Source organism: Pseudundibacterium arcticum, from assembly GCF_042646465.1.
Classification (GTDB): domain Bacteria; phylum Pseudomonadota; class Gammaproteobacteria; order Burkholderiales; family Burkholderiaceae_D; genus Undibacterium_A; species Undibacterium_A arcticum.
Window position 1 is genome coordinate 99693 of record NZ_JBHRTP010000031.1, and the last position, 12548, is coordinate 112240.

The window sequence follows — 12548 nt, forward strand, 5'->3', positions numbered from 1 at the left end:
ACCTGGCACAAACCTCAAGACGCCCGACGCAAGACGTCGGCCGCCGGCATCTCCTGTGCCGCCTTGCTGTGTTCGCCCAAGGTGCGCCGACAAGTCTCTTCGTGCGCGCTGATTTCCGTCAGCGCCATCTCGATGTCCTCGCGCTGCTGCTCGAGCTTTTCGCGGTGTTCGGCCAGCACCAGCAGAAAGCGCTCGATCTGGGCACTGGTGTCCTTCGGCGATTCGTACATGTCGACCAGGCTCTTGATCTCCGACAGCGTCAACCCGAGCCGCTTGCCGCGCAAGGTCAGTTTCAATCGGGTGCGTTCGCGCGCAGTATAGACGCGGCTGCGCCCGCCCGGCCCGTCGCGGGTCGGGCTGATCAGACCCTGGTCTTCATAGAAGCGGATCGCGCGCGCGGTGATGTCGAATTCACGTGCCAGTTCGGTAATGGTATAGGTTGCCATGCTGTGCGGTTACTGTGCGCGCGCCGCCACTACAGCAGCGCGCCGGGTTTGTGTTTAGAATTGCGGTTTACGTTAACGTCAATCGCATTGTAGCGCGACCGCTGCCGATGTGAACTTTTTTGGGAACCCGCATGAATCTGCTCGAAGCCGAACTCGATTACCCGCTGGCCGACCTGCTGCCGGAGCCCGGCAGCGTGCACCAGGTGGCGCCCGGCGTGTTGTGGTTGCGCATGGGGCTGCCGTTCGCGCTAAACCACATCAACCTGTGGCTGCTGGAAGATCAACGGGAGACTGCCGACGGCCCGCAACGCGGCTGGACCGTGATCGACTGCGGCATCGCGAGCGACGCGACGCGGGCGGCGTGGGAGACCATCTTCGCGCAGCATCTGCGCGGCCTGCCGGTGCTGCGGGTGCTGGTGACGCATTGCCATCCGGATCATGTCGGCCTGGCCGACTGGCTGTGTACGCGCTGGGACGCGCCGCTGTGGATGACGACCGGCGAATACGGCTTCGCGCGGATGATGTCGGCCGCGCTGCCGGGGGTCGATGGCACTGCGATGCTGCCGCATTTCCGCCAGCATGGACTGGTCGATCCGGCCATGATCGAACAACTGCAGGGCCGCAAGAGCTATTACCCGACCCTGGTGCCGGCCGTGCCGCACGGCTACACCCGGATCCAGGACGGCCAGCGCGTCGAGATCGGCCAGCGCGGCTGGCGCGTGATCACCGGTTTCGGCCATTCGCCGGAGCACGCGGCACTGTATTGCGCCGAGCTCGGGCTGTTGATCTCGGGTGACATGGTGCTGCCGCGAATTTCAACCAATGTGTCGGTGTTCGCGGTCGAGCCGGAAGCCAACCCGGTGCAGCAGTATCTCGATTCGCTGGCCAAATTTGCCGACCTGCCGGCCGATACGCTGGTACTGCCGGCACACGGCAAACCGTTTCGCGGCCTGCATACGCGCATCCGTCAGTTAAACGAACATCACGCCGAGCGCCTGGCCGAAGTGCTGGCCGCCTGCGCCGCGCCGCAGTCGGCGGCCGATATCGTGCCGCTGATGTTCCGCCGCGAACTGGACGCGCACCAGCTGACGTTCGCGCTCGGCGAGGCGCTGGCGCATCTGCACCAGCTGTGGCTCAACGGTCTGCTGCGGCGCCGGCTGGACCGCGATGGCGTATTCCGGTTTCAGGCCACGTAAGCTTGCCGGCCGCCGACGCGCGCCGGCAATTTAATATTTTGCGGGAGTATAGGTCAAAACCAGCCTGTTGCCCGCGGATTTATTGCGGAATATTTAAATACACCATGCAGTATTTTCCACCCCACAAAAACGTCTGCAATGCAGATCCACCGTTCTGACCGACCACTCGCCACCGCCATGAGCCTGATCGCCGACACCCCGCCCGCCCCGTATTACGCCGTGATATTCAGTTCGATCCGCAGCGCCGACGAGCGCGGCTACGCCGAAATGGCCGAACGCATGATGACATTGGCGGCGCAACAACCAGGATTTCTCGGCGTCGAATCGGCGCGCGAGGAACTCGGCATCACGGTGTCGTACTGGGCGTCGCTGGACGCGATTCGTCAGTGGAAGGCGAATGCCGAACATCTGCAGGCACAGGCGCAAGGCCGGCGCGACTGGTATCAGTGCTACAAGACGCGGATCGCCAAGGTCGAGCGCGATTACGGTTTTGACAGTCTGTAGCTGGCCGCCGGCGGCTGTGACGGCCAAGCCTGACGCGCTCGCGCGGGCGCCCGTCAGCACTCAAGATCTGCCGTAATGCCTGAGTGATTTTCTTTTTTGATACCCCGTCGAGCACGACATCATGCTCGATTCTTGAGCAGCGCTGCAATGCCACCAGGACAGGAATCTTCTCTCCTTCTTTGGCATCCTTGGCCACACCGCCCCGTTTCTTTGCCAGCCGTGGCGTGGCCTTCCGTTGACCTTTGAAACTGCGGCGAAAGAAGGTCTCGTCGGCTTCCACCACGCCGGTCAATCCGGTCGGCTTTTGCTGTTGCAAATACGCCAGGAAGCTGTGTCTCCATCGAAACGCACGATCCCGGTGAGGCCAACCCGTTCTGCTGATTTGCGGATGGTGAGCCCTTCTGCCATACACGCTGCTTGCTCCAGCAACTTGGACTTGTCGTGCAGATACACGAAGGGGGTGCCCGTTAAGGCGATAAACGTGCGCAGGCAGCTTTTGCAGCGATAGCGTTGCTGGCCGTGCGTTTGTCCAAATTTCACCACCTGGTCCCCATGGCAATGTGCATGCTGGCCCAGACGCTCTTCAATCACTCTTTGGTTGTTATCACGCCCTGTCATATTTGTCAGTAGCGATTGACTCTCATGCAGTGACATGAAATAGTCCGTCCGATGAATGGATCCAGAGAACGTGAAGGCTTTAGCGACCGCCTGCAACAAGCGCTACGCAATGCTCACTACCAACCCGACAGCCCGACCAAACTGGCGCGGGAATTCAACATCCGCTTCTCCGGTCGCGCGGTCACCGTCCACGCCGCGCGTAAATGGCTGGTAGGCGAGGCGATCCCGACCCAGGAAAAACTGCGCACCTTGGCGCAATGGCTTGGTGTACCTGCAGACTGGCTGCGTTTCGGCGCCGGTGCCGATGCGCTGCAAGACGATGCCGCGGACAATGCGGATGGTGCGCCGCGTTTCGCCTCGGACGACGTCAAGCTGTTTGCCGATTTTCAACTGCTGGATGATCATCACCGGCAAATTGCGCGTGAATTCATCCGCATGCTGCTACGAGTCGGCCGCAAGAAGTAAATCACCCGCTTGTAAGTCACCAAGTTATAAGCCACCAGCTTGTAAGTGACAAGTTATAAGCCACCGTCAGTAAATCGCCCCTGGTAAGTCACCACTTCAGCAGCGAGCTGCGCAGCGCCGATGCAGGACCCGATCGGGGATCGCTGGCGCCGCCCGTCGCGCGCTTGCGACGGCTTCCGCCGCTCTTGTTCCGCCCTTATTTGCGCATTACCGCGACAAACAGCGGCGACGCCAGCAACTGGTCCAGCCAGCGCCGCAGATGGCCGTAGGGCGATTGGCCGAACCAGTTCGGGTCGACGCCGGCAAACTGCCGGATAAACGGAAAAATCGCGAAATCGGCAAGTCCGGGGCGCTGGCCGCCCAGCCACGGCTGCAGCGCCAGCCGGTGTTCCAGTTCGGCCAGAAAGGTCTCGGCCTGGCGGCGATAAATCACCGCCGGCTGCTGCGGGAAGCGTTCCGCATATTTATACCGATCCAGATCCTGCTTGAACTGGCCGTCGTTGCGCGCGATCAGTGCCCAATCCTGCTCCGTGACACCATCCTGCCCGAGCCATGCCTGCGGATCGTTGCGCGCGAGCGCCCAGCGCATGATGTCCAGGCTCTGGTCGATGACCGTGCCATCGGCCAGCCGCAATACCGGCACCGTGCCTTTCGGCGAGCAGTCCAGCAGTGCCTGCGGCTTGGCGCGCAGGCTGACTTCGTGCATTTCGACCTCGACGCCGCTGACTTTGAGCGCGAGGCGCGCCCGGATCGCGTACGGGCAACGGCGGAAGGTATACAGGATCGGTGTCGACATGGCGGCTTGGGCTCTGGAGAAGCCGCATTCTAACAATCTGGCACGCCGCGGCGCGAGGCCGCCCGCCAGCGCCTTCGCGGGCCGCGAATATTTTTTTATTCGGTTTGTAATTTGGCGCGGCTTTACTAGACTAACTTGCAAAACCATCATTCTCGGGTCGACCAATCATGGACCACGCAGGTACTGCAACGATACACCCCGGCTGGCTGCGCATCACCCACTGGATCAATGCAGTCGCAGTGGTCATCATGGTGCTAAGCGGCTGGCGCATCTATAACGCGTCGCCGATCTTCGCCTTCAGCTTCCCGGCCGGGATCACGCTCGGCGGCTGGCTGGGCGGCGCGATCCAGTGGCATTTTGCCGCGATGTGGTTGCTGGCGGTCAACGGGCTAGTGTATCTGGCGCTCAACCTGCTGACCGGACGCTTGCGCAGCAAGTTCTTTCCACTCAGCATTAGCGGCTTGTTGCAGGACATCAAGGCGGCGCTACGCGGCCATCTGGCGCACGACGATCTGCGCCACTACAACACGGTGCAAAAGACCGCCTACCTGCTGGTGATGGTCGACGTGATCGTGCTGGTGCTGTCGGGACTGGTGGTATGGAAGTCGGTACAGTTCCCGCTGCTGCGTGAGCTGATGGGCGGCTACGACAGCGCACGCGTCGTGCATTTTTTGGCGATGGCCTTCATCGTGCTGTTTTTCATCGTGCACGTGGGGATGGTGGCGCTGGTGCCGCGCACACTGGTCGCGATGCTGCGCGGACATTAGGAGCTGCCATGGTGCTCAAGAAAAAGATCGTGACGCTGGACCAACAGCAGATCATCAAGGACGCGGCCAAGCTGCTCGACATGCCGTCGCGCCGCCGCTTCGGCCGGCAGTTGCTCAGTCTCGGCGGCCTGTCGCTGCTGAGCGGTTGTTCGCTCTCCGACGGCAATTCGATTGAAGCCATGTTGATGGCGGTGTCGCGCTTCAACGACGGTGTGCAGGGCTGGTTGTTTGACCCGAACCGGCTGGCGCCGACCTATCCGGAGTCGATGATCACCAAGCCGTTCCCGTTCAACGCGTTCTACAGCGAGGACGAGGTGCCCGAGATCGATGACGATTACACGCTGACAGTGAGCGGCCTGGTGACCCGGCGCGCCGACTGGACGCTGCCGGCGCTGTACGCGTTGCCGCAGACCAGCCAGGTCACCCGCCATATTTGCGTCGAGGGCTGGAGCGCGATCGGCAAATGGGGCGGCGTGCGCTTTCGCGATTTTCTGCAACGGATCGGTGCCGACCTGGGCGCAAAATACGTCGGCTTCCGCTGCGCCGACGACTATTTCACCAGCATCGACATGGCGACCGCACTGCATCCGCAGACCCTGCTGACCTTCACCTATGCCGATCAAGTCTTGCCGGCCAAGTACGGCTACCCGATGAAGCTGCGGATGCCGACCAAGCTCGGCTACAAGAATCCGAAGCACATCACCGAGATCTTCGTCACCAACGCCTACCCCGGCGGCTACTGGGAAGATCAGGGATATAACTGGTTTGGCGGGTCATGATTCCATGCCCGCCGGCGCCCGGCACCGCGTAGCGTGCATTTTTTAATCTCAGGAGAAAAAATGAAAAAATTAATCACGTTGGCGCTGGCAGTCGCGATGATGTTGGCCGGCACAACGGTCCTGGCACAGGACACGATGAAGAAAGACGAAATGGCTAAACCGGGCATGGCGAAGGACCAGATGGTCAAGCCGGGCATGGCCAAAGACGATATGGCCAAGCCGGACATGGCGAAAGACGAGATGGGCAAGGAGGCGATGCCGAAGAAAAAGCACTACAAGAAACACATGAAGAAGCACGAAGGCATGGAGAAGGATGCGATGGGTAAGGACGCCATGGGCAAGGACGAGATGAAGAAGTAAACGCCCGCATCACCCCGGCCGCGCCGTCAGGCGCGGCACATGCAACCGCCCAGCACCGAATCCGACTGCGCGGGCCACCTGCCCGTCGACAGGAGTATTCACAAACATCACTATGGCGCCCATTGATTCCATTGGGCGATAAAAAATACAGACTGTAGTCTCTGCAAGCGTTGGCAATGGTCCGAGATGAGGGCTTAGTGCAACCTCACGCACGTGGTGGACGATTCATCGCTCCAAGGTTTCGGTTCATCAGGATCTTGGATCGAGCACCAATACCCGCCCTCTCCCCCGGCCACGCCATAATCTTCAGCCTCCCTTTCGCAGCAATAGCGAAGCCGTCACAACATGGGAATGCATGAACGCGCGGGCGCTGCAGTGGCCGATGTTGCAGCCGAATCCGGCGCGATCATCTGGAAGCGTCAAAAGGATTTCAGCGCGTTGATATTGCCGGAATCCTGGAGGACGGCTATATTTCAATCCTGACAAGAAATGATGGTGGGCCCACTCAGACGACGCATCGAAACCAGGCTGCGGCGGCGATTGGTTAACTTATCAGCAAACAACAATAAATTGAGGGCAAAAAAATGACATTTGGCGATTCAATCAATACCTGCTTTTCCAAGTACGCTGACTTCAAAGGGCGGGCATCGCGGTCGGAATATTGGTGGTGGGTCTTGTTTACCTTCTTGGCATCGATTGCGATCAGCATGGTTAGCCACAACGTGTCAGGCTTCTTCTCGCTGGCAACGCTGCTGCCGAGCCTGGCGGTAGGCGCGCGAAGGCTACATGACACGGACCGCAGCGGATGGCTGCAACTGCTGTGGATGGTGCCGGTGATCGGTTGGATCTTGTTGATCGTCTGGTTGGCACAGGAAGGCAAGGAATCGAGTCGCTATGCTTCCCTTGAGCCGGCGACGGGACCGGACTAACTTGCCAAATTAGCTTGGCGGTCATCGCCTGGCCGCTTATGCTGCGCTCGCCAGCTCGCGCAAATAGCGCAAGCCGGCAATCGCACGGCTGCCGTACCACGACAGCATCTCGCCATCGACCAGTCGCACCGGCTTGCCGATCTGTCGTTCCAGCGCATCGAGATGGGTGTCGGTAAAGCGGTAGGGTTCGGTCGACAGCAGCACCTGATCGATCTCGTGCACCAGCGCATCGGACCAGCTGAAGCTCGGATAGCGCGGCGCCGGAACCGCGTCGCCACCCTTCGGTGCGGCGACCCAGACTCGCCACCCGATCAGCGCCAGCATATTCGCGATATACGTGTCCTGCGACACGCTCATCCATGGATCTTTCCATATACAGTATAGCACGGTCTGTGCTACCGCTTGAGGGATCTGCGTCAAGGCAGCATACTCCTGCTCAAACGCGCTGCACAGGGTCTCGGCCCGTGGTGTCGCGCCGAAGATCCGGCCCAGCAGCCGGTACAACGCCAGGTTATCGCGCGGCGTCAGCGGATGGGTGACGATGACATGCGGTATGAACTGCGCCAGCTGGTCCACGGTCGGCTTCACGTTTTCGTCGATATTGACGATCAGATGGGTCGGCGCCAGTTTCCGTATCTTGTCGATATTCACATCCTTGGTGCCACCGACCTTCGCGATCGCGCGCACGCTATCGGCCGGATGGATACAGAATCCGGTACGCCCGACCAGCCAGGCAGCCAGCCCGAGATCGCACAATAGTTCGGTGATCGACGGCACCAGCGACACGATGCGCGGCGCCGGTGCGCCTGGATCGATCGCGTGATGCGCGTTGCCGATGGCATCAGTCAGCGTCATTTTTTCCCTCCTCCGATGCGGCGCCCGGGATCTCGGCTGGTGCGCTCTGTCGCGCCTTGTGCGGCGCCTTGGCGAACGCCAGGTCGTACCACCGGTTCGGCATCAAACGCAACAGCGTGGCGACGACGCCCATCTGCCACGGGATCACGCGATAGCTGTTGCCGGCCGCGATGGCGGACGCCGCAGCCGCGGCAAATTTGTCGGCCGACAGCAGAAACGGCATCGGGTAATGATTGATCGCGGTCATCGGGGTATCGATGTAGCCGGGCACGATGGTCACGACCTTGATGCCGGACCCGCGCAGTTCGACCCGCAGCGATTCGCAATAGCGGATCACCGCCGCCTTCGACGCGCTGTATGCGCCGGCGCCGGGCAACCCGCGAATGCCGGCCACACTGGCGATGCCGACCAGGCGGCAATCGCTTTGTCCGGCACGCACCTGCGCCTTCATGCGCGCGATGAAAGGGGCAAAGGTCGCCACCGTGGCGCACAGATTGGTGGCCACGATGCGTTCGAACACGACCAGGTCTTCCGCGTACTCGGTGCGCGTGCCCAGCGAGATGCCGGCATTCGCGATCACCACCTCGATCCCGCCGGTGGCCGCGATGAAGTCGGCCGCTGCCGCGGCCAGTGCGGCGTGATCGGTGACGTCGAGCGGGTAGATCCGATGGCGATCGGGATTCGGCAGGCTGGTCGCGAGCTGTTCCAACTGCACGCGCCGGCGCGCCACCAGCGCCACGGTTGCGCCCTGCGCCGCATACTGTCGGGCCAGCGCCGCGCCCAGCCCGCTGGAGGCGCCGGTGATGAAAACACGTTGCATGATGCTCCAATTATGATGCGCCAATAAAAAAGCCCGCCCTCTCGCGAGTGACGGACTAGTGTAGCTGCTGCAGGCATCACGGCGAACCGCCTGCCCGTGCTGCGCCGCGATTATTGCTTTTTCACGACCGGCTTGACGCTGCTGCTGACTGCCGCCGGCTTGACTTCCGCGCCGTGCTCCTTGCCCGCCTTGGCCACCAGGAAGTCCATGACCTGCAGCGCCGCGACCTGCATTGCCGCTTCGTTCTGGCCGCGCGGCATGGCGTTGTTGGCGATCGACGGCGAGGTGATGTAACGACCGTCAATGGCGATGGTCGGGACGCCGTCGATCTTGTACGCGGCTTGCATCTGCGCCGCGCGCAACGCCTTGGTCTGGACCCCGAAAGAATTGAATATTTCGGTGAATTTCTGCTTGTCGACGCCCTGCTTCGCGACGAAGTCGATGATCTCGGCATCGGTGTTCAAGGACTTGCGCTCGAGGTGAATGGCGTTGAAAATTTTCTTGTGCAGTTCTTCGGTCTTGCCCATCGCCTCGATCGTATAGAACAGGCGCTGCTGCGGCACCATCGCTTCACCAAACGCGATATGGACCCGCTTGAACGCAATATGATCGCCCTGCTTCTTGACCCAGTCGGTCAGCAGCGGATCGAACGCATTGCAGTGCGGGCAGAAGTAGCCGAAGAATTCGGTCACTTCGATCTTCTTGCCGGAATCGGTCTGCTGGGCCTGGCTCAGGGTCAGATAATCGGCGCCGTTTTTCGGATCGGCCGGCGCGGCGCCGGCGGTGGCGGTGGCGGCGATCAGGCCAAAACTGGCAATCGCGAGCAGATGACGAAGCAAACGCATGGTATTCCTTTCAGTGATTACTCAGTAATTATTTGGGACTGCGCACAACGGCGACATCGACGCCGCTTTCAGACAATTTGCCACGGATACGATTCATGGTTTCGATCTGGCCGAACGGACCGATCCTGACCCGGTACAGGGAACCGCTATCGGATGGACGCTCGCTGATCTGGGCCTCGAAGCCGAGCAAGGCCAGCTTGGCGCGGGTGTTTTCAGCGTCGGATTGGTCACGGAAAGCGCCGGCCTGCAGATAGTAAGTCCACTTGTCGTCGCTGGCGGCTGGTTTGGCGACGCTGTCCTTGCTGTCGGCCGGCTTGTCGACCTTGGCCGTCTTGTCGACCGCGGTCTGATCGGCGGTCTTGGTGTCCGGCTTGGTCGTGTCGGTTTTCAGATCGCTCCTGCCGACCGGCTTTGCGTCCGCCTTCCGATCCGTGCTGACGGCATCGGGCTGCGGCAGGTTTTGCGGCGGCTTCACAAAATCCTTCGCTACTTGCCGGGTCGCATCCTTGTTGCCATACAGCGGTTTGTTGGGGTCACTGACGATTTCCTGATCGGTGGATCTGTCCGCCTTGCCGGGCTTGTTGCTGAACGGCAGCGAGGTCTTGGTAATCGCCATCGCCACGACTACTGCGATCGCCAGGCCGATGATCAGGCCGATGATCAGGCCGAGTAAGGTGCCGCCCTGTTGCTGCGTGTTTTGTTTGATCATGCTTCCTCGATTGCGGCGTCGGTTACATCGCCAGTCACTACTGACTACATCTTGTTCGGGGCAGAAACGCCGATCAGCGCCAAGCCATTAGGCTATACCTGCCTTGTTGTGACCATTAACGCCAGCCGAGCCATCCTGGTGGACGGCGTCGTCGACCAATATCCGTTCCGCATTGTAGTAGGTCGGCTCCGATTTTGCCAAATCGTGCGGCATTATCTGATCAGACTCGGCCAAAATACAAAATACCGGCGCTCCACCCCTTGCGGGAGTGACGCCAACTGTTCACATTTCTTCCAATACCTCGATACCCAATAGATCCAGCCCTGTCTTCAATGTGCGGGCGGTCAATGCGGCCAGTTGCAGGCGGCTGGCGCGTACCGCGCCCTCGCTTTTAAGGATCGGGCACGCTTCATAAAAGCGCGAAAATAATGTGGCGATTTGATACAAATATTGGCACAGGTGATGCAGATAGCCCGCTTCCGCAACGCCTAACACCACATCTTCGAACTGCGCCAGAGCGACCGCCAACTGTTTCTCAGCGGGCTCCAGGATCAGGATCGACGCATCGGCATCGTAGTCGTCTACTTTGCGAAATACGCTCTGCACGCGCGTGTAAGCATATTGTAAATAGGGCGCCGTATTGCCTTCAAACGACAACATGCTTTCCCAATTGAAGATGTAGTCGCTGGTGCGACTCTTGGACAGATCGGCATATTTCACTGCGCCTATCCCGACCACGTGCGCGATGTGTCTCTTTTTGTCCTCGGGGAGCTCCGGATTTTTTTGCGACACCAAGGTGTATGCGCGCTCATCGGCTTCGTCCAGCAGATCGGCAAGTTTGACGACGCCACCGCTGCGGGTCTTGAATGGCTTGCCATCATCGCCCATCATCGTGCCGAAAGCGATGTGCTCGAGCGCCATGTCGGCCGGAGCGAAGCCGGCACGACGGCAGATCGTAAACAGTTGCTGGAAGTGCTGGCTTTGACGCGCGTCGACCACGTAGATCACGCGCTGGAGCCCGAGCATACGATGGCGGTAGCGGATGGCGCTGATATCGGTGGTGGTGTATAGGTAGCCACCGTCTTTCTTTTGGATAATCACGCCCATCGCCTGGTTTTCCTGGGTACGGAATTCCTCCAGATAAACCACCTTGGTACCATCGTTGTCAGACAGGAGAGCAGCGTCTTGAAGATCGGACACCACCATCGGCAAATCAGCGTTGTAGGCCGATTCACCGCGTACATGTTCCCGCTTCAATCCCACGCCTAGCTTGTCGTATATGTCCTGGGCGTGCGCAATCGAGACCTCGACAAATTGCCGCCACAGGGCCAGCACCTCAGGATCACCACGCTGTAGACGGACCACGTAATCGCGCGAACGATTCGCGAAATCCTCGCTTTCATCGAATCGTACTTTTGCATTTCGATAAAATGTTTCCAAATCGCTTAGCGCCATCGCCACATTGTTGGCGTTACCGGTCTCCAGCAAATATGCGGTCAGCATGCCGAATTGGGTACCCCAGTCGCCGACGTGGTTTGCGCGCACGACATCATGACCAAGAAATTCCAGCACTCGCGCCAACGCGTCGCCGATGATAGTGGAACGCAAGTGCCCCACATGCATTTCCTTGGCCAGGTTGGGGGAAGAGTATTCCACCATCAGCTTCAAGGGAGGCGGCAGCGTCACCCCTAAATGCTCATCTTTCAGGGCCGTCTCATTGCGGCGCGCCAGGAACGCCGAATCGAGGTGAATATTGATGAATCCTGGGCCTGCTATCTCGATCTTGTTCGCGACACCCTTCAGATCCAAAGCGGCGACCACTTTTTGAGCCAGTTCCCGCGGGTTCATGCGCAAGTTTTTAGCCGCAGCCATGACACCGTTCGCCTGGTAATCGCCGAATTCCAATTTAGAGGACAGTTGGATGATGGCGGGCGCACCCTGCGCGCCAGCGGCATTCAAGGCGGCTTCCATGCGGTCGTTGATAAGCTGCAAAATTGTCATGAACATCCTTATTTTTTGTTCGGAACGAGATCGCATCTCATCCCACACGACTTTTGGTTGCTGGTGATGCAATGAAGATCATGCCCATCGAAAAGAAATTTCGTGGAGTGGACACGTGCATCGCTCACAAAATACTTAAATACAGGGAAAAACACTGCCGGTCTTGGCGGCATCGGCATCCGATATTTTTTCAAATGGCACGACCGAGCAATTATCCTAGAAATAGCGGCGGGATAGTGCGCATGCGTTTGATAATTTCAAACCAGAAAATTGCAAGCTGGTTAACACCTGTACGCCTAAGCGCGCACTGAAATTTGCATTCAAGACAGCATTTGTTTTAAAAAACTTGTTTGGCGAAATCGATTCTTCAAAGCAAAAACCCTCCGGCACATGGCACCGGAGGGTTTTTGGGAATAACAAGCCTGACGATAACCTACTTTCACATGCGAATACACACT

General features: G+C 59.5%; 15 protein-coding genes. 7 read left to right on the forward strand and 8 right to left on the reverse strand.

The window, feature by feature from the left end:
• Window positions 1–14 precede the first annotated feature (14 nt).
• Window positions 15–446 carry a MerR family transcriptional regulator gene (locus ACFOFO_RS10815; protein WP_390327777.1) on the reverse strand — a complete coding sequence of 144 codons (432 nt, stop codon included), beginning with the start codon at window positions 444–446 and terminating at the stop codon, window positions 15–17.
• Window positions 447–577: 131 nt separating this feature from the next.
• On the opposite strand from ACFOFO_RS10815, the gene ACFOFO_RS10820 reads away from it, so the two are divergent.
• Together ACFOFO_RS10820 and ACFOFO_RS10825 are read left to right on the forward strand one after the other, a co-directional pair.
• Window positions 578–1642: an MBL fold metallo-hydrolase gene (locus ACFOFO_RS10820; protein WP_390327779.1), complete on the forward strand. Its 1065-nt coding sequence runs from the start codon at window positions 578–580 to the stop codon at window positions 1640–1642.
• Between the two features lie 138 nt (window positions 1643–1780).
• The gene (locus tag ACFOFO_RS10825) at window positions 1781–2146 is read left to right on the forward strand and encodes an antibiotic biosynthesis monooxygenase family protein (protein WP_390331527.1); all 366 of its coding nucleotides are present in this window, start codon (window positions 1781–1783) and stop codon (window positions 2144–2146) included.
• Between the two features lie 288 nt (window positions 2147–2434).
• Here the strand turns inward: ACFOFO_RS10825 and ACFOFO_RS10830 are convergent, their stop codons facing one another.
• Window positions 2435–2800 carry an IS1/IS1595 family N-terminal zinc-binding domain-containing protein gene (locus ACFOFO_RS10830; RefSeq protein WP_390331528.1) on the reverse strand — a complete coding sequence of 122 codons (366 nt, stop codon included), beginning with the start codon at window positions 2798–2800 and terminating at the stop codon, window positions 2435–2437.
• Window positions 2801–2815: 15 nt separating this feature from the next.
• On the opposite strand from ACFOFO_RS10830, the gene ACFOFO_RS10835 reads away from it, so the two are divergent.
• Entirely contained in the window at window positions 2816–3229 is a 414-nt protein-coding gene (locus ACFOFO_RS10835; protein WP_390331529.1) for a hypothetical protein, read from the forward strand.
• Between the two features lie 196 nt (window positions 3230–3425).
• On the opposite strand, the gene ACFOFO_RS10840 is transcribed toward ACFOFO_RS10835, so the two are convergent.
• On the reverse strand, window positions 3426–4025 hold the full coding sequence (locus ACFOFO_RS10840; RefSeq protein ID WP_390327785.1) for a glutathione S-transferase: 600 nt from the start codon (window positions 4023–4025) through the stop codon (window positions 3426–3428).
• A 167-nt stretch (window positions 4026–4192) separates the two neighbouring features.
• Here ACFOFO_RS10840 and ACFOFO_RS10845 point away from each other — a divergent pair, with 167 nt between their 5' ends.
• The 4 genes from ACFOFO_RS10845 (at window position 4193) to ACFOFO_RS10860 (ending at window position 6860) form a co-directional block, all read left to right on the forward strand.
• Entirely contained in the window at window positions 4193–4792 is a 600-nt protein-coding gene (locus ACFOFO_RS10845) for a cytochrome b/b6 domain-containing protein (protein ID WP_390327787.1), read from the forward strand.
• Between the two features lie 8 nt (window positions 4793–4800).
• Window positions 4801–5571 (forward strand): molybdopterin-dependent oxidoreductase, encoded by a 771-nt coding sequence (locus tag ACFOFO_RS10850; protein WP_390327788.1) that lies wholly within the window; start codon window positions 4801–4803, stop codon window positions 5569–5571.
• A 60-nt stretch (window positions 5572–5631) separates the two neighbouring features.
• A complete protein-coding gene (locus ACFOFO_RS10855) occupies window positions 5632–5931 on the forward strand; it encodes a pentapeptide MXKDX repeat protein (RefSeq protein WP_390327790.1) in 300 nt (99 codons plus the stop codon).
• Between the two features lie 584 nt (window positions 5932–6515).
• Entirely contained in the window at window positions 6516–6860 is a 345-nt protein-coding gene (locus ACFOFO_RS10860; protein WP_390327791.1) for a DUF805 domain-containing protein, read from the forward strand.
• A gap of 36 nt (window positions 6861–6896) precedes the next feature.
• On the opposite strand, the gene ACFOFO_RS10865 is transcribed toward ACFOFO_RS10860, so the two are convergent.
• From ACFOFO_RS10865 to argS, 5 genes are all read right to left on the reverse strand, one after another.
• On the reverse strand, window positions 6897–7715 hold the full coding sequence (locus ACFOFO_RS10865; protein WP_390327793.1) for a helical backbone metal receptor: 819 nt from the start codon (window positions 7713–7715) through the stop codon (window positions 6897–6899).
• Window positions 7702–8535: an SDR family oxidoreductase gene (locus ACFOFO_RS10870; RefSeq protein WP_390327795.1), complete on the reverse strand. Its 834-nt coding sequence runs from the start codon at window positions 8533–8535 to the stop codon at window positions 7702–7704. The genes ACFOFO_RS10865 and ACFOFO_RS10870 overlap by 14 nt, the downstream gene beginning before the upstream one ends.
• Before the next feature lie 110 nt (window positions 8536–8645).
• Window positions 8646–9380 (reverse strand): thiol:disulfide interchange protein DsbA/DsbL, encoded by a 735-nt coding sequence (locus tag ACFOFO_RS10875; protein ID WP_390331530.1) that lies wholly within the window; start codon window positions 9378–9380, stop codon window positions 8646–8648.
• Between the two features lie 28 nt (window positions 9381–9408).
• Entirely contained in the window at window positions 9409–10089 is a 681-nt protein-coding gene (locus tag ACFOFO_RS10880; RefSeq protein ID WP_390327797.1) for an SPOR domain-containing protein, read from the reverse strand.
• Between the two features lie 282 nt (window positions 10090–10371).
• Window positions 10372–12162 carry an arginine--tRNA ligase gene (gene argS / locus ACFOFO_RS10885; protein ID WP_390331531.1) on the reverse strand — a complete coding sequence of 597 codons (1791 nt, stop codon included), beginning with the start codon at window positions 12160–12162 and terminating at the stop codon, window positions 10372–10374.
• Between the last annotated feature and the right edge of the window lie 386 nt (window positions 12163–12548).